This is a genomic window from Streptomyces lavendulae subsp. lavendulae, from assembly GCF_002803845.1.
GTDB classification, from domain to species: Bacteria; Actinomycetota; Actinomycetes; order Streptomycetales; family Streptomycetaceae; genus Streptomyces; species Streptomyces lavendulae.
Genome location: NZ_CP024985.1, coordinates 3,871,032 through 3,887,070, shown reverse-complemented (window position 1 = coordinate 3,887,070; position 16,039 = coordinate 3,871,032). Strand labels below are relative to the sequence as shown.

Below are 16,039 nucleotides of genomic sequence, written 5' to 3'. Positions count from 1 at the left end.
GGCCGGTCAGCCGACCGCACCCGGGGCGGCGGCGACGATCGTTCCGATGAGGCGGGCCGCCGCGAGTTCGTCCAGCGGGGCCAGGCCCGCGGCCTTGACCGCCTCGTCGGACTCCGGGATCAGGTCGGTCGGCTCCCAGCGCAGGTCACGGCCGAACAGCTCGTCCGTCTGCTCGTCCCGCAACGCCCGCCGCCGCAGGAGGGGGCCCTGGCCGTCCTCCGACATGTAGTAGGTGACCCGCCCGGCGGCGTCGAGGGCGTCGAGGACCGCGTCGTCGAGCAGCGTGACGGGCACGGTGGTGAGGTAGACGGCCAGCGGGCCGGGCCGGAACCGCATGCCCGTCAGGTCGAGGAATCCGGCATCGTCCCGGGCGAATTCCGCGCCCCGCTCGTAGAAGCGGACCAGCGGCTCGTAGAGGTCGGGAAGGCCGGAGAACGCGTCCGGGTTCTGCCCGCGGAGCTCCGCCAGGCGCACCGCCCCCGCGCAGGTGTTCCTCACCTCCACGTTGGGCAGCCGCACCAGCAGCTCCGCGAGCTCGGCCTCGGCTTCCGGAGGGAGCCGGAACGCGGGATCCACGTACGAGGTGATGTCGAAGAAGGGCCAGGCGGTTTCTGCCGAGTACGCCTGGGCCCACACCGCCGCCCGCCGCATGTACTCGCGGAACAGGACCCGGCGCGACTTGACCCGGTCGAACGCGAAGTCCCAGTCGCCCGGCCACTCCACGGCCCGGAGGCGGTACAGGACAGGGAATGCCGTCCGGTCGGTCACTTGAGTTCAATTCCCTTCGCGCGCAGCTCGTCCTTCAGAGCCGCCACCATCTCGTCGATATTGGACAGATCGGACGCCAGCTCGATCTTCGGAACGTCGAACCCTACCGCCCGCCAGTGATTGAAGTTGCCCTTGTTCTCGTTCAGGGCAAGGTCATGCGCACCGGCGTCCCGGGGGTCATGGGGGAATTCGTGGTAATGCTCCGTTAGCCCGAGCTCGTTCTCGTAGCTCCCCCACAGATGCGGGGAATCGACGAGATAAGGCAGCCCGGCGTCCATCAAGTGGCTCTCGACGTACTCGTGCGCGATGTAACGCTCGAACTTGGTGGCTTCCTCCGGGCTGAGGCTCCGCTGACCGGCGGCTTCCCAGATCTCCGCGATGTCCGCGCGCGGCGTGAAGTACCCGCTCCTGGCGACACCAGGAGCCTCGGCCACCACGTGTTCGGTCAGGAAGAAGTGCGTGCGGACGCGGTCCAGCACCTGCGGGCTGATACCGGTGTTGTCGGAAATCGCCGAGATGTCGAGGGACTCCGGGTTCGCTCTGACCCCGTCGTAGAACTCCGCCGCCTGCACGTGCTCCACGGTCGGCTCTTCGATGTAGCGCGCGCCGTCCGGCCTCACCTCCGACCCGCCGGGGAGCACTCCGTCATCGGCAGCGCCAACGGGACCGTCCGGAAGCGAACCGCCCGGGCCTTCGCCCTGGTGGGGGACGGTCGGGCCGTCGTGGCCGCCGCCTGTCGAGGGGCCGTCGTGGCTGCCGCCTGTGCTCGGGCCGTCGGTGTGGGTGCCGGTGGTGTGGGTGTCCGTGCCGCCGTGGCCGCCCGTGCCTGTGCCGCCGCCGGGTTCGGTGTGGCTGTTGTGGGCGCCGTTGTCGGCGATTCCGCCCGGGGTGTGGTCGGCTGCGCCGCCGGGGGTGTGGGCGGCCGGGCCGCCGGGGGTGTGGGAGGTGACGTCGGCGGTGTGGGCGCCGACGCCGACCGGGACCTTCTCCTGCTTGGGGACCTCGGCCAGGGGGTGGTCGCCGCCCTTGGGGACCGAGGTGAGGTCCTGCTTGGGCAGGCCGTTGTGGTCCAGGAGCTGGTTCGTGGTCTTGTCGAAGTACTGGGGGCGGCCCAGCGCATCGTCGGGAAGACGGACCGTGTCCTCCGGGTGCGGGAAGGTGATCCCGGGCGCGTCGGCCTTCGGAAGGTCCTTCCAGATCACGTCGTCGATCTTCGGGAACGCGCCGTCGACCTTCCCCAGGTTCGCGAACAGGTCACCGATCTTCATCTTGGCGAGGGAGCCGGCCTTGCCGATGTAGGTGATCGGGTCGATGAGACGGCCCGCCTTGCCGGCCACGCTGATGACCTTCGCCACCGTGCCCGCCTTGGCCGCCGTACCCGCACCACCGGTGAACACGGTGGTCAGCACGTTGAAGGTGACCGCACCCGCGGCACGGGCGGGGTTCTTGCCCCACTCGTCCCACGCGACCAGCGCCTTGCCCGTCTCCTTCACCGCGGTGCGCGAATCACGGATCCAGCCCGGCAGGTCCTTGTCGTCGGCCATCCAGAACGCGGTGCTCATACCCGGCACCGACATGATCGCCAGACCCGTCGCCAGCTTCGCCAGACCCGTCCACGCCTGACCGGCCTTGTCCCAGCCGTCCACACCGACGAGGGTGCCCAGGCCGCGGATCGTGCCCCAGATCCCGTCGACGATCAGACCGTCCCAGACGAACGACTTGACCCAGTAACCGACCTCCCAGGCCCGGTGCGTCTCCTCCAGCTGCGAACCCCACGGCAGGTCCTGCGCCTTGTTCAGGTCCTCGCCCTTGTACCCGTACATGTTCGCGCCGTGCGAACCGTCATCAGCGGTCAGCGGCGGCGCACAGTACAGGGCGCGGATCTTGTTCGCGCAGGTCCGCTCCGCGGCCCAGAACGCGGAGACGGCCGCGTTGACGTCGTGGATCAGATCGTTGTTCTCATCGATCTTGTCCCCGTCGTCCTTCCAGTGCGCATCCCCACTGATCTTGCTGCTGAACGTGGTCGCCTTCGTCTGCAGTTCCTTCAGCCGCGCCACGATCGGCCGCGCCTCGGTGATGTACTCGCCCAGCGCCGTCGCCGCCGACTCCAGCTGGTCGGCGAAGAAGTCACTGTCCGTCTTCACCGGCTTGGTCGTCGCGAACAGCTGCGCCGCCTCGGGCGCCGAGTAGAACGCCGACAGGCCCTGGAACTCGGAGTCCACGTTCGATCCCGCGTCACGGAAGGTCCCCGCCGCGGCCGTGATCGCGTTCTTGTCCTGCTCCAACGCGTCCAGGTCACCCGTGAACTGCGGGATCGTGCACGGATTGATCGGTACGTGGTCCGTCACTTCTTCTCCGCCCCCAGGAATCGCTCTACTGCGCGAGTTCATGTCTACCGGCCGGATCCGGTCAACGGCAAAGAGGAAACGGGGTGGTGGGGAGGTGTGGCTGAAAAACGGCGGTGGCCATGCAACGCGCCGCGCGGGCCCGGTGACGGGTCGTGTCCGCCCTCACCGGTGTGGGGCGTCACCGGGCGGGCCGCCGGGGGGGATGGCCCGTACGTCGGCGCCGCGGGCGCGGAGCCAGTCCTCCAAGTCCCGCCCGCCCAGGGGGTGTCGGGTGCCGTCCGGGGTCACGAGGGTGGCCGGCCCGAACACGGTGCCCGTCAGGCCCGCCACTTGGGTGGAGTCGTCCAGGAGCACGCAGAAGGAGTTCTCCCGTAGCTCCGCGCCGCTGAGGTCCGCCCCGCGCAGGTCGGTGTCCAGCAGTGAGGCGCCGAGGATGCGGGCGCCGCGCAGGCGGGCCCCGCGCGCGTCGGTGCCGTAGAGCTCCGCCCGGACGAGGTCGGCCCCGTCGAGGACGGCTCCGCGCAGGTCGGCCCCGTCCAGGTCGGCCCGTACGAAACAGGCCCCGGTGGCGTCGGCGCCGCTGAGGTCGGCCCCGGCGAGGTGGGCGCGGTAGAACTCGGTGCCGACCAGCCGCGCGCCGGCGAGCCGGGTACCGGCGAACCAGGACTCCGCGAAGTCGGCGCCGTCCAGAACCGCCCCGCCGAGGTCGAGCCCGGCCATGTCGGTGCCGCCGTGGGCCCCGGCGCCCTCCCGTACCCACTCCCACAGCCGGTCGGCAGCCTCCGGGTCGGCGGGCGGCAGCACGCGCCAGGGCAGGACCGCGGGGCGCCGGTGCCAGTACCAGGCGCCGGCCGCCGGTCCGGGGCCGATCTCCTCGCCGCCGTCCGCCACGGTGACGGCCCGGAACCGCGCGTCGAGCGCATCCAGTTCCGGATGCCCTTCCAGGTCCGACAGCGCGTCCCGGGCCGCGAGGTCCTGGCGGTACTCGTCCAGCCCGTACCAGCGCAGGGGCGGCCAGTCGGCCTCCATGCGGCAGATCAGGTCGGCCCAGCTCCACAGCCGCCGGTCGGTACCGGCCGGGGCGGCCGGCGCCGCCCGGACCAGCTCGGGCAGCCCGTGCACCCCGGCATGCGGGAAGGCGTCGACCCGGGCCTGCGTGGCCGTCACCCGCAGGCCCGAACTCTCGGGGTCCTCCGGCTCCTCGACGCGGGCGAAGGTCTCTCCGCCGGTGGGGGTCAGCACCCGGGCGATCCAGGGCAGGACGTCACCGAAGTCGGTCAGTACGGTCATGCCCAGCCCGCGCGCCAGGGCCCGGCCCACCTCGGCGGTGCCGGGCACCCCCGGGACGGAGGGGCCCGCGTACACCTCCAGGGAGTACGGGAGGTCGCCCCGCGCGTACCGGCGGATCCCGCACTGGACGGGGGTGTCCCACCGCCAGCCGTCGCTCTCCCCCTCGGGCCCGACCTCCACACCGGCGGCGCCGACCCCCAGTACCGCTCCGAGCACCCGGGCCAACTCCCCGGCCTCCGGCCGCCCGGCGACCAGGAACCCGTACGCGGTTCCACTCAGTTCTGCCATGGGGGCCACGTTAGGCGGGCCCTGTGTCAGCGGGCCGGGCGGTGGGCGGCGTCCAGGGCGAGGTGTCTGACGGGGCGGACGCCCCGTTCAGTCCGTGAAGTGGTCGAACTCTCCGGCCTTCACGCCCTTGATGAACCCTGCGAGCTTGGCCGGAGTGGTGGTGATGACCCAGGCAGGATCATCGCTCTCGCGCAGCACGATGCTGTCGTTCTGCCGACCGACCTCAATGCAGTTCTCGCCGTTACCACCCGAGAACGAGGCCTTCTGCCAGCGGATGGGTGCGCTCATGTCGCTGCCTTTCACGGTTCGCGTGCGATGTGATGGGTGTACCGCCGCGCGATGGGACATGTCAGATCAAGTGATCGAATTCGCCCGCCTTGACACCGAGGATGAATGCATGGAGCTTCGCCGCCGACGTGGTGACCACCACCTCGGGTTGGTCGCTCTCGCGCAGCTTGATCGCACCGGCGACGAGTGTCAGCTCGATGCAGCTCTGATTGTCGTCCGGTCCCGAGAACGAGGACTTCTGCCAGGTGCTTCCGTCGGTCATGCGCACCGACTATAGGCGCGAGGGGCCTTGGCCTGGCAGGGGGCGCGCGCTGGGGGGCCCTCCGCGCCGTGACACGTACGGCGTCAGCGTCCCGTGCAAGGGGCGGCGTCCAGGGCGAGGTGTCTGACGGGGCGGACGCGCCATTCGGGGCGGGTGCCGTCGCGCAGGACGATGCTGAAGCCGGCGGGTTCGCTGCGGTGGAGGGCGGCCAGGGCGTGGATCCGGCCGCCGCCGTCGGCCCAGGCGAGGGCGCGGGTCACCTCGTCGGGGTTCAGGGCGAAGGGGCGCATGGCCCGGATCTGGTGGCCGATCAGCCGGATGGCGCGCTCAGGGGTGTCCAGCATGACCCGGTAGAGCAGTTCAGGGGGCGCGTCGTACGCGTCGTGGTGGCACAGCGCCTGGAACCAGTAGCCGGTGCGGATGGCTGCGGCGTGGTCGACGCCGGTCTGAGGCGGCGGCGCGGGTGCGGGGGGTCGTGTACGGGGCATGCGTGCACTCCTGCCGTTGCGGCGGACCGCCGCCCCTTCGAGCCGTGACGAGCGGCGGGAAGAGGCGGCGGCGGGTTCCCCCAACCGGCGCAAGGGCAGGGGGATTTGCATCGCGCCGGGCCGATCCGGCGCGCCGCTCTTCGACGTTAGCGCTGGCTACAGATCCGTATCAACCTTTTGACGTCTTACGAGTGAGACGGCATATGCCGACGAGTGATACGTGGAACCCTGCAGGCATGGAACGGCCCCCTGTCCGCAGTGGTCAGAGGGCCGGAGTGCCGGAGCGTCAGGCGAGATCGTCGAACTCGCCGGCGGCTGCGCCCTCGATGAAGGCCCTGAGCTTCGCCCGGGAGGTCCGGATGATCACGCTGGGGTCGTCGCTCTCGCGCATCAGGATCTCGCCGTCCAGAATCGCGACTTCCAGGCAGTTACCTTCGGCGTCCGTCGACTTCGAGGACTTGCGCCATTGAATTTCCACTGTTCTCACGCCTTCACACTTGTCGCGCCATCCCGCGAACGAAATCGCGAGAGCGTTCGGGGTCGTAGGACCGCTCCTCGGTCCGATCCAGGACGGCCCGGTAGTTGGCGAGCCTCGTTTCGGCATCGAGGAACGCCGGACCGGTGGGAGTGTCCGTCTGTACGGTGTCGAGCTGTGGCACCGGGCCGTGTGCATAGAGTGTCGAACTTCCGGCGTTAGGGAAGCCGCCCACCTCGAATGGGATCACGCGGACGGTGACGTTGTCCCGCTCGGACTGCTTGAGGAGGTAGTCGAGCTGGTTGGCGGTGATCTCGCGGCTTCCGAACCTCATGCGCAGCGCCGCCTCGTGGATCAGAAAGGTGAAGGATGGCGTGTCCGCGCGGTCGAGCACGTCGCGACGTCGCATCCGGTGCGACAGTCTCCGGCGGAGCTCCGGAGGACGCAGGGCCGGAACGGCCTCCTCGAATACGGCGCGCGCGTAGTCCTCGGTCTGGAGCAGGCCCGGCATGTGCATGATTTGCACGGCGCGGAGCGCGACGGCGTGGTGCTCCAGCTCGGAGAGGTCGAGCGCTCCCGCGGACAGCTCGTCACGGTAATCGTCCCACCAGCCACGACCGCGCTCGTCGGCGATGGCTGCCAGGGCCTCGACGTAATCGGAGTCGGGGCAGCCGTAATGACCGGCCCAGGTCCGCACCCGCTCGCTGCTCACGCCGAAGCGACCACTCTCGATGCTGCTCATGGTGGTCCGGTCGGTGCTCAGCTGCGCCGCCGCGTCCGTGAGTGAAATCCCGGCGTGCTCGCGGATCTTCCGTAGTTCGGAACCCAAGCGGCGTTGGCGTGCCGTCGGGGCCTTCCTGGGTGGCATCGGCTCCCCTCCTGTCGGGTCTCAGTGTGGACCGTGGGCGGTACCGGGTCCACCAAGTCCTACGGTTTGAGGAAAGCCGTCTCAAGTTTGATACGCAACCGCTACTGTCGTCTCCGCATACCGCGTCGCATGCCGGTCAGTCCGAAGTGCAGCCGCTGGAGCGCGCCTTGAAGGCGATCCGGTCGGCCGATGCCACGGGGGCGGCGGCTCGGACCCGTACTCCACTGGAGGTTCGCAATGGAGCAGACGAGCGCCTTGGGTCGTGGCGGAGACCCGCCCGCCCACCGCACGTCCATCTACCGGATGGCCGCGCCGAGCCGGGCCGACACGCCGCGGATCGCGCGGGACTGGGTGGTGTCCGTGCTGCGTGCGGCCGGGTACCGGGAGTTGGAGGAGCGGGCGCGGCTCTGCGCGTCCGAGGTGGTGACCAACGCCTACCGGCACACCGACAGCCCCGAGATCGCCGTCGAGGTCGTGCTGGGGGACCGGCGGGTCGCCGTCCACGTCTACGACTGCGCGCCCGAGCGGCGGCCGCAGGGCGTGAGCCCCGGGCTCCTCGACACCCGCGGTCGCGGGCTCGGGCTCGTCGCCGCCTGTGCCGACGACTGGGCGGCGGTGTCCCAGGGGGACTGCGTCAAGGTCGTCTGGTTCGGCTTCGTGGCAGGGGCGCGGGAGTGAGGCCCGCGGCGCGGGGAGGCGCCCCCGCCCGGGGTGGGGCGGGGGCGCCGGCGAGGGGGCGGGTCAGCAGGGGCGGATGTAGAAGACCGGGGTCCAGGAGGCCGTGCCGGTGGACTTGGCCACGTTCGACCAGCGCTCGCTGCCGTCGGAGTTGTAGAAGCGGGCCCGGGTGCCGGAGGTCTGGTTGTTGTTGAACGTGCCGTTGCCGACGCCGTCGAAGCTGTAGTAGCCGCACTGGTAGTAGTCGTAGGAGTAGCCGCGCCCGTCGACGATGCACAGGTGGCCGTTGTTGCAGGCCAGGGCCGTTTCGGGGGAGGCGAGGTCACGGGTCTCGGCGCGGCCGGGAACGGCGACGGTCACCGTGCCGCCGGCGGTGGTGAGCCGGTTCGCGGAGATCTGGCGGGCCTGCGGATCCCGCGCGGTCTCGGCGTCGACCCGGCGCTGGAGCTCCCCGGCCTGCCGGTCGGAGAGGCCGGCGGTCCGCGCCTGCGCGGCGTAGGCGGTCTGCTGGTCGGTCGGGGTGGCGGTCGAGGCGTGGGCGGACAGGACGGGGCCCGCGATCAGGGCCGCGGTGGCGGTCATGATCGCCAGGGTCTTGCGCGCTGACATGGTGGTTCCCCTCTGCTTCGGCGACCGGTGGCCGCCCGTCCGCGCGGGCGGCCCGGATTGTCGGGACCATCCTCCCGAGGGTCGTGCGTCGCAAGAAGGGGGGAATCGGTCGCTCTGCGCTCTTTGTCTATCCACCAGCCCTATCGCCCGGCCCCACCGGCCACGGCCGTCTCGTACAGGCGTACGCATCTCGGTGTACAGGGCAACGATTCTTCCGCCCCTGGCGTGCGGGTTCGCCCACCGGGCCCGGCCGCCCATGCCGCATGGCGCGAAACAGGGCGAAGGGGGTCGGAGGGGGTCGGAGGGCCCATCGCTCGGCTCCCCCCCCGCGGGTTCAGCGTTCGACGATGCGGTCGAGGGTGTCGGCGAGCCGGGACTTGAGCGCCTCGCGGTGGCGCAGGGGGGTGCGGGGGGACGTCTGGTCCAGGCGTGCCCCGCGGTCCGCGAGGACGTAGAGCAGGCGCAGGGTGCGCAGGCAGTTGCTGATGTGGGCGGGGACCGGGGTGCTGATGCTGTCGGCGCCGAACGCGGCGGCGATCGGGTCCAGCCATGCCGTCGCGTCGTCCTCGCCCAGGTCCGGCCGGGTCAGGACGCGGGCGACGCCCCGCGCCAGCCGGTCGTCCTCCAACTGGTCGTACACGTGGGTGGTGGGGGCCGTCAGCCGGGCGGCGGCCAGGTGCAGCATCCGCGCCGGGTCCACCTCGGGGTGGCTCCCGAGCGTGCCCAGCAGGTCGGCCCCGTGCGCGACGGCGTGGAGCCAGCCCAGCTCCGGGTCGTGGCCGCGCAGGTCCTCCTCCGCGGGGTACCAGCGCTCGAACGCGTCCACCCAGCCGGCCCTGAAGTCCCCCCTGGTCACGAGCATGTCGAGGACGAGGGGGACGAAGGTACGGGCCTGGACCTGCGGGTGGCGGAAGCGGGCGGCCATCTCGTCACCCAGCTCCAGCCGCCGGGCCGGGCCGATCACCCCGTCCGCTATCCAGGACGCGAGGACGGAGTACGGGGCTCCGTCCCGGATCCGCGGATCGGGGTCCGCGAGGGCCTGCGAGAGCTCTCGTACCAGTTCTTCCAGGGGGCGGTCGGCGGGCGCGGGGCAGCCCGCGGCTTCGATCTCGGTCCAGTCGGTCACCTGCCGGGACGATAGGGCCCGCCGTCGCCGCGCACCACGCAATATCGGCCGCGGGCCCCTTGTCGCGGGGGTCAGAGGATGGCCACCGGGGCCACCGGGGTGCCGGTCCCGCCGACGAAGGGTTCCGGCATCGCGGAGAGGAGGAAGGAGTACCGCCCGGCTTCCGCACAGGCTGTGGACAGTTCCTCCAGGTTCCAGTTCTGGCCCTGGTGCATGCCCATCTCGACCAGGTGGAGGGCGTGCACCGGCAGCCACAGGTTCTCGATCTCCGGCGGGAAGATCTCGAAGGTCAGGGTGTCGTTCGCGACCGCCGCCACGTCGCGGGCGTGGAACCACTGCGGGGTGCGCACCGAGAGCCCGGGGGACGGGAAGCCGTAGCCGTGCCGGTCGCCCGCCAGATAGGTCCGGATCTGGCCGGTGCGGACGAGGACGATGTCGCCCGTGCGGACCTGCACCCCCGCGAACTCCTCCGCCTCCGCAAGGTCCTCCGGGGTGACGGCGTGGTCCCCGGGCAGCCGGTCCAGGCCCTTCGCGCGGGCGACGTCGAGGAGGACCCCGCGCGAGACGATGGGGGTGGCCTTGTCGATGCCGCTGAACTCGGCGCGCGCGTGCGCGGTGATCGTGGACGCCGGGCGGCCGTTGTAGATCCGCCCGGAGTGGGAGACGTGCGTCAGGGCGTCCCAGTGGGTGGCCGACTGGAGCCCCATCGTCACGGCGTCGTCGCTGCACGCCACCGTGCCCGGCCCGAACAGCTCCTGGTTGATCTGGACCATCGTGTGCAGCGGGTTGATCCGGCCGGGGATCATCCCGGCCTGCACCCCGTCCTCCTTCAGCGGCAGGGCGAGCGGGACGCGGCGGCCCGCGCGGACCTCGGCGGCGGCCGCCCGGACGACCTCCCCGGTGATCAGGTTCAGGGTGCCGATCTCGTCGTCGGCGCCCCAGCGGCCCCAGTTGTTGACGCGCTTGGCGATCTCGTGGAACTCGGCGGGCAGGCTGCTCATGGTTTTCATCAGCTCCTGAGGTGCGGGGGCAACGGGGGCTTGTGCGAAGGGATCTGACTGGTCATAGAATCTAACGGACCGTCAGAAAACGCGGGAAGGGGCCGGACGTGGGGAACTTCTTGGCAGGCAAGGTCGTCGCCGTCACCGGCGCGGGCCGGGGCATCGGGCGGGCCGTGGCACTCGCCGCCGCCGCCGAGGGCGCCCGGGTCGTCGTCAACGACTACGGCGTCGGGATCGAGGGCGGCGAGCCCACCAGCGAGGTCGCCGAGGCCGTGGTCAAGGAGATCACCGCCGCCGGAGGGCGGGCCGTCGCCGTCGCGGACGACATCTCCACCATGGAGGGCGGACAGCGCATCGTCGACACCGCCCTCGCCGAGTACGGGCGCATCGACGGCGTCGTCTGCGTCGCCGGCATCCTGCGCGAACGGATGCTGTTCAACATGTCCGAAGCCGAATGGGACCCGGTCCTCGCCACCCACCTCAAGGGCACCTTCACCGTCTTCCGGGCCGCCTCCGCCGTCATGCGCAAGCAGGGCACCGGCACCCTCATCGGCTTCACCAGCGGCAACCACCAGGGCTCCGTAGCCCAGGCCAACTACAGCGCCGCCAAGGGCGGGATCATCTCCCTCGTCCGCAGCGCCGCCCTCGGCCTCCACAAGTACGGGGTCACCGCCAACGCCGTCGCCCCCGTCGCCCGCACCCGCATGTCCGCGAACGTCCCCATGGAGCTCAAGGAGATCGGCGAGCCCGAGGACGTCGCCGCCCTCGTCACCTACCTCCTCAGCGACCGCGCCAAGGACGAGGGCATCACCGGGCAGGTCTACACGATCGCCGGACCCAAGATCGCCGTCTGGGCGCAGCCCCGCGAACTGCGCGCCGGCTACGCCGAAGGCTCCTGGACCCCCGAGAAGATCGCCGACTTCCTGCCCGGCACCGTCGGCACCGACCCGATGCCGATGCTCGCGCAACTGGAGGCCATGGCCAGGGCGGCGGCCGCCAAGGACCGCCCCAACGCGTGAAGGGAAGCCCGTGGACTTCAGCTTCGGGACCGAGGCCGAGGAACTGCGACCCCGGGCCCGCGCCTGGCTCGCACAGCACCTCACAGGCCCCTACGAACGGGCCGTCGGCCTCGGCGGTCCCGGCAGCGAGCACCAGGAGGTGGCCACCCGCCGCGCCTGGGAACGGGAACTCGGCCGCGGCGGCTGGATCGGCACCGGCTGGGACCTGCCCGCCGGGACCTACGGACAGCAGCGGCTCTCCCTCACCGGCCAGGTCGTCTGGGCCGAGGAGTACGCGGCGCTGCGCGCACCCGGCCGGGTCGGCCACATCGGCGAGAACCTCCTCGCCCCCACCCTGATCGCCTACGGCACCCCCGAACAGCAGGCCCGCCACCTCCCCGCCATCGCCCGAGGCGAGGAACTGTGGTGCCAGGGCTACAGCGAACCCGGCGCCGGATCCGACCTCGCCGCGGTGCGCACCACCGCCGTGCGCGACCCGGCCGACGGGCTGCCGCGCGTCACCGGGCAGAAGATCTGGACCTCCCTCGCCCACGACGCAGACCGGTGCTTCGTCCTGGCCCGCACCGAAGCCGGCTCGCGCCGCCACCGGGGCCTGTCCTTCCTCCTCGTCCCCATGGACCAGCCCGGCCGGATCGAGGTCCGGCCCATCCGCCAGATGTCCGGCACCGCCGAGTTCAACGAGGTCTTCTTCGACGGCGCCGTCGCCACCGACGTCGTCGGCGGGGAAGGCAACGGCTGGACCGTCGCCATGGGCCTGCTCGCCCTCGAACGGGGCGTGTCCACCCTCGTCCAGCAGATCGGCTTCGCGGCCGAACTGGAACGGGTGGTCCACGCCTACGCGACCTCCGCCGCCCCCGACCCCGCCCTGCGCGACGAGCTCGTACGGCAGTGGGCCGAACTGCGCACCATGCGGTGGAACGCCCTGCGCACCCTCGGGACCACCGGGGACCCGGGCGCGCCCAGCGTGGCCAAGCTGCTGTGGGGCCGCTGGCACCGGCGGCTCGGCGAACTGGCCGTGGCCGTACGGGGCGCGGCGGCGACCGCCGGAACCGGCCCGTGGTCGCCGCAGGCCCCGTACGGGGCGGCGCTCGACGAGGAACAGCGCCTGTTCCTGTTCACCCGCGCCGACACCATCTACGGCGGCTCGGACGAGATCCAGCGGAACATCATCGCCGAGCGGGTGCTCGGCCTGCCTAAGGAGCCCAGGTGAGAGGCGTCGTGTTCGACGGCAAGCAGGCCCAGGTGGTCGCGGACCTGGAGATCCGGGACCCGGGGCCGGGGGAGGTGCTCGTCGCGATCGGTGCGGCGGGACTGTGCCACAGCGACCTGTCGGTGATCGACGGGACGATCCCGTTCCCGCCGCCGGTGGTGCTCGGGCACGAGGGGGCGGGGGTGGTGGAGGCGGTCGGCGCGGGGGTCGCGCACGTGGCGCCCGGCGACCACGTGGCCCTGTCGACCCTCGCGAACTGCGGGGCCTGCGCCGACTGTGACCGGGGCCGGCCCACCATGTGCCGCAAGGCGATCGGGATGCCGAAGCAGCCGTTCTCCCGGGGCGGGAAGCCGCTCTACCAGTTCGCCTCCAACTCGGCCTTCGCCGAGCGCACGATCGTCAAGGCCGTCCAGGCGGTGAAGATCCCCGGGGACATTCCGCTGACCTCGGCCGCGCTGATCGGCTGCGGGGTGCTCACGGGCGTCGGGGCCGTCCTGAACCGGGCCAGGGTGGACCGGGGCGAGTCGGTGGTCGTCATCGGCACCGGCGGCATCGGGCTCAACGTGCTCCAGGGCGCGCGGATCGCCGGGGCCACCACCATCGTGGCGGTGGACGCCAACCCGGCCAAGGAGGCGGTGGCCCGGCAGTTCGGCGCCACCCACTTCATCGATGCCTCGCAGGTGGCGGACGCCCCGGCCGCCGTCCGCGAGATCCTGCCGACGGGCGCGGACCACGCCTTCGAGTGCGTGGGCAGCGTCAAGCTGATCCGGCAGGCGATCGACCTGCTGGACCGGCACGGGCAGGCCGTCCTGCTCGGCGTGCCGGGCTTCAAGGAGGAGGCGTCCTTCCTCGTGTCGTCCCTGTACCTGGACAAGACGATCATGGGCTGCCGGTACGGGTCCTCGCGCCCCCAGCGCGACATCGCCCTGTACGCCGAGCTGTACCGGCAGGGGAAACTGCTGCTGGACGAGCTGGTGACGGAGACCTACCCGGTGGAGGACTTCGCCAAGGCCGTCGACGACGCCCACCACGGCCGGGTGGCGCGCGGGGTGCTCACGTTCTAGGCGCTCGACGCGGTGGCCGTGAGCAGCAGCGGGCCGCTCACGCCCTGCGCGGCGACGCCCTCCGCGAGGAACGCGGCCAGCCAGCCCAGGGCGTCCAGGGACCATTCGGCGAGCCCGCCCGTCACCACGATCCGGTGCCGGGCGGGTCCTCCCCACAGCGCGTCGACGGGCGCGGGGCCGTAGGCGGCGTCCGCCGCGCCGGCTTCGTCCGGCTCCCCGGCGGTGACGGACGCGCAGTCGAACACCGTCTGCTTGAAGCCCCGCAGCCAGGGCAACAGGGCGGGCACCGCCCCGGGCAGCGCGGCGCCGTCCGCGGCGGCCCCGCTGTCCAGGGTGACGCGTACGGGGACGGCGGCGCCCTCCGCGCCACCCGCGAACCAGCCCGCCTCCTGGAGCAGCCCCAAGACGGCGCCCCCGGCCGGGCCGCCGCCCCGAGGGAGCGGCAGCAGGAGCCGCAGCGCGTCCAGCCGCAGGGTCCCGAGCCGCGCCACGACCTCCCCGGCGCAGGCCAGGAACGGCTGCACCGGCACCGCGCCGCCCAGCGGCGCCACCTGGAACCACGCCGCGCGGGAGCCGGGTGCCGGGTCCCGGCCGGCGTCGTTCATGCCCCAGAGGGTGTCGAGCCAGCCCAGGGCTGAGGACCGGGCGAGGAAGAGCCCGTACGCGTCGGCGCCGCCACCGGGGGGCGCCGGGTGCGGGGCGAGCTCGCCGTGCAGGGCCGCGAACAGGGTGGGGTCGGGCCTGGAGGTCATGTCGCCTCTCCTTCGCTCCGTCGGCCGGGGACGCGCGGGCGGGTCAGAGCCGGCAGGCCAGGTCCCGCCCGGCGGTGACCAGCTTCTCCGGGGAGTCTGACAGGCCGACGAGGTCCACGTCGACGACACTGCGCCAGCTGGTCACCGCGCTGCTCTTGCAGGGGCCGCGGCCGGTGGCCCGGCCCTGGGAGCCGCCGCCGGAGCGGACGGTGGACTTGCCCTTGCTGCCGACGTTCCGCCAGACCCCGTCGCTGTAGTACTCCTGGAGCTGGACGGTGACGACCGCCGTGGTGGTGGGGCAGTTGCCGTTGACCCACCAGCCGTGGCCCGAGGCCTCGAAGGCCGACGAGGACACGTGCACGTAGTCGCCCCGGGTCTCGAAGACGCACACCTCGGCGGCGGAGGGCTCCTGAGTCCCCTCGGCGGAGCTGCCGGTGCCCTGGAGCACGAGGCCGCCGTCGGAGCCGGCCCGCGCGGAGGCGGGGGCCACGGCGGGTACGGGACCGGGGGAGGCGGCGGAGACGGACTGGGACGTGCCGAGCAGGGCCGCGCTCGCGATGCCGAGAGCGAGGGAGAACGTACGGAGCGTGGGGCGCATGACCGGACCTCCGGGTGGAAGGGCGCGTGGAGTCGCGCGGCCCAGCCCATCACGCGGCGGCGGTCGCGGGCGTGGAGGTTTTCCGTCAATCTCCCTGTGGGGGATGGGGCTTGGGGTGCTCCGAGTGGTGTGAGGGGTGCGGGTGCGGGGGCGCAGCGGTCAGTCGGCCAAGCGGCCGAAGCGGCCCTTGTGGAAGAGGAGCGGGTCGCCCTCGCCCGCCGCGCCCATGGCCACGACCCGGCCCACCACGATCAGGTGGTCCCCGCCGGTGTGGACGGCGTGGATCCGGCAGTCGATCCAGGCGGGCACGTCGTCGAGCCGGGGCGATCCGGTGACGGGCGCGGGCCGGTGCGCGACCCCGGCGAACTTGTCGGCGCCGCTCACCGCGAAGGACCGGCACAGCTCGCCCTGCTCGGCCCCGAGGACGTTGACGCAGAACACCCCGGCGCGGGCGATCCGCGGCCAGGTGGTCGACGTGCGGGCCACCATGAAGGTGACCAGGGGCGGGTCCAGGGAGAGCGAGGCGAAGGACTGGCAGGCGAAGCCCGCCGGGCCCTCCTCGCCCTCCGCCGCCGGGGCGGTGATGACGGTGACCCCGCTCGCGAAGTTCCCGAGGACGGCCCGGAACTCGGCGGGGCTGACCGGCGCCCGCTCGTCCTCCCCGACGGCCCGCAGGTCGGGGCGGGGCAGGGCGTCGACGCGGTCGGGCTCCGGCCCCGTGGAGGTGGGGGAGCCGACCGACCTGAGGTATCGGACGACGGTGGCCGCCATCCCTGCGTGTCCCATCACGCCACCGATTGAACCTGACGGTGCGTCAGATAGGAAGAGGGGCGCCCGAACGGGTGAAACGACCCGGCCCCCGTGGCCCGTACGGGCCCTCGTACGCGGGGGCTCGGCATGGTGGCGG

18 protein-coding genes are annotated in these 16,039 nt (G+C 72.2%); 4 read left to right on the top strand and 14 right to left on the bottom strand.

Annotated features, from left to right (window positions below; genetic code table 11):
* Nucleotides 1-6: 6 nt before the first annotated feature.
* From SLAV_RS16775 to SLAV_RS16740, 8 genes are all read right to left on the bottom strand, one after another.
* Nucleotides 7-768, bottom strand: a complete 762-nt coding sequence (locus SLAV_RS16775) for a hypothetical protein (RefSeq protein ID WP_051841553.1) — start codon at nt 766-768, stop codon at nt 7-9.
* A complete protein-coding gene (locus SLAV_RS16770; RefSeq protein WP_100660897.1) occupies nt 765-3,116 on the bottom strand; it encodes a hypothetical protein in 2,352 nt (783 codons plus the stop codon). The genes SLAV_RS16775 and SLAV_RS16770 overlap by 4 nt, the downstream gene beginning before the upstream one ends.
* Nucleotides 3,117-3,278: 162 nt before the next feature.
* Nucleotides 3,279-4,694 (bottom strand): pentapeptide repeat-containing protein, encoded by a 1,416-nt coding sequence (locus SLAV_RS42450; RefSeq protein WP_234333953.1) that lies wholly within the window; start codon nt 4,692-4,694, stop codon nt 3,279-3,281.
* 87 nt (nt 4,695-4,781) lie between these two features.
* Nucleotides 4,782-4,982 (bottom strand): DUF397 domain-containing protein, encoded by a 201-nt coding sequence (locus tag SLAV_RS16760; protein WP_030241178.1) that lies wholly within the window; start codon nt 4,980-4,982, stop codon nt 4,782-4,784.
* Between the two features lie 61 nt (nt 4,983-5,043).
* Nucleotides 5,044-5,244 carry a DUF397 domain-containing protein gene (locus SLAV_RS16755; RefSeq protein ID WP_030241176.1) on the bottom strand — a complete coding sequence of 67 codons (201 nt, stop codon included), beginning with the start codon at nt 5,242-5,244 and terminating at the stop codon, nt 5,044-5,046.
* An 83-nt stretch (nt 5,245-5,327) separates the two neighbouring features.
* Nucleotides 5,328-5,732 carry a hypothetical protein gene (locus tag SLAV_RS16750; RefSeq protein WP_051841520.1) on the bottom strand — a complete coding sequence of 135 codons (405 nt, stop codon included), beginning with the start codon at nt 5,730-5,732 and terminating at the stop codon, nt 5,328-5,330.
* A gap of 286 nt (nt 5,733-6,018) precedes the next feature.
* The gene (locus SLAV_RS42445; RefSeq protein WP_030241160.1) at nt 6,019-6,210 is read right to left on the bottom strand and encodes a DUF397 domain-containing protein; all 192 of its coding nucleotides are present in this window, start codon (nt 6,208-6,210) and stop codon (nt 6,019-6,021) included.
* A 13-nt stretch (nt 6,211-6,223) separates the two neighbouring features.
* Nucleotides 6,224-7,075 (bottom strand): Scr1 family TA system antitoxin-like transcriptional regulator, encoded by an 852-nt coding sequence (locus tag SLAV_RS16740; RefSeq protein WP_030241157.1) that lies wholly within the window; start codon nt 7,073-7,075, stop codon nt 6,224-6,226.
* Between the two features lie 237 nt (nt 7,076-7,312).
* Here SLAV_RS16740 and SLAV_RS16735 point away from each other — a divergent pair, with 237 nt between their 5' ends.
* Nucleotides 7,313-7,753 carry an ATP-binding protein gene (locus tag SLAV_RS16735; RefSeq protein WP_063760389.1) on the top strand — a complete coding sequence of 147 codons (441 nt, stop codon included), beginning with the start codon at nt 7,313-7,315 and terminating at the stop codon, nt 7,751-7,753.
* A gap of 63 nt (nt 7,754-7,816) precedes the next feature.
* Here SLAV_RS16735 and SLAV_RS16730 read toward each other — a convergent pair whose 3' ends face one another.
* The 3 genes from SLAV_RS16730 to SLAV_RS16720 all read right to left on the bottom strand — a co-directional run bounded on the left by SLAV_RS16730 (nt 7,817) and on the right by SLAV_RS16720 (nt 10,489).
* The gene (locus SLAV_RS16730; protein ID WP_030241152.1) at nt 7,817-8,362 is read right to left on the bottom strand and encodes a hypothetical protein; all 546 of its coding nucleotides are present in this window, start codon (nt 8,360-8,362) and stop codon (nt 7,817-7,819) included.
* 334 nt (nt 8,363-8,696) lie between these two features.
* Nucleotides 8,697-9,488, bottom strand: a complete 792-nt coding sequence (locus SLAV_RS16725) for a DUF2785 domain-containing protein (protein ID WP_030241149.1) — start codon at nt 9,486-9,488, stop codon at nt 8,697-8,699.
* Nucleotides 9,489-9,559: 71 nt separating this feature from the next.
* Nucleotides 9,560-10,489: a cyclase family protein gene (locus SLAV_RS16720; RefSeq protein ID WP_030241146.1), complete on the bottom strand. Its 930-nt coding sequence runs from the start codon at nt 10,487-10,489 to the stop codon at nt 9,560-9,562.
* 107 nt (nt 10,490-10,596) lie between these two features.
* Here SLAV_RS16720 and SLAV_RS16715 point away from each other — a divergent pair, with 107 nt between their 5' ends.
* The 3 genes from SLAV_RS16715 to SLAV_RS16705 are packed head-to-tail and all read left to right on the top strand — an operon-like array spanning nt 10,597 to nt 13,782.
* Nucleotides 10,597-11,508, top strand: a complete 912-nt coding sequence (locus SLAV_RS16715; protein WP_030241144.1) for an SDR family NAD(P)-dependent oxidoreductase — start codon at nt 10,597-10,599, stop codon at nt 11,506-11,508.
* A gap of 10 nt (nt 11,509-11,518) precedes the next feature.
* Nucleotides 11,519-12,718, top strand: coding sequence for an acyl-CoA dehydrogenase family protein (locus tag SLAV_RS16710; RefSeq protein WP_030241142.1), 1,200 nt, complete (start codon nt 11,519-11,521; stop codon nt 12,716-12,718).
* Nucleotides 12,715-13,782, top strand: coding sequence for a Zn-dependent alcohol dehydrogenase (locus tag SLAV_RS16705; protein WP_030241140.1), 1,068 nt, complete (start codon nt 12,715-12,717; stop codon nt 13,780-13,782). Before SLAV_RS16710 ends, SLAV_RS16705 begins: the two co-directional genes overlap by 4 nt.
* Here the strand turns inward: SLAV_RS16705 and SLAV_RS16700 are convergent.
* The 3 genes from SLAV_RS16700 to SLAV_RS16690 all read right to left on the bottom strand — a co-directional run bounded on the left by SLAV_RS16700 (nt 13,779) and on the right by SLAV_RS16690 (nt 15,918).
* Nucleotides 13,779-14,534: a hypothetical protein gene (locus SLAV_RS16700; protein ID WP_037689173.1), complete on the bottom strand. Its 756-nt coding sequence runs from the start codon at nt 14,532-14,534 to the stop codon at nt 13,779-13,781. The two genes, SLAV_RS16705 and SLAV_RS16700, sit on opposite strands and share 4 nt — an antisense overlap.
* Nucleotides 14,535-14,577: 43 nt before the next feature.
* Nucleotides 14,578-15,132: a hypothetical protein gene (locus tag SLAV_RS16695; RefSeq protein ID WP_051841518.1), complete on the bottom strand. Its 555-nt coding sequence runs from the start codon at nt 15,130-15,132 to the stop codon at nt 14,578-14,580.
* Nucleotides 15,133-15,291: 159 nt separating this feature from the next.
* Nucleotides 15,292-15,918 carry a flavin reductase family protein gene (locus SLAV_RS16690; RefSeq protein ID WP_234333954.1) on the bottom strand — a complete coding sequence of 209 codons (627 nt, stop codon included), beginning with the start codon at nt 15,916-15,918 and terminating at the stop codon, nt 15,292-15,294.
* Nucleotides 15,919-16,039: the final 121 nt, after the last annotated feature.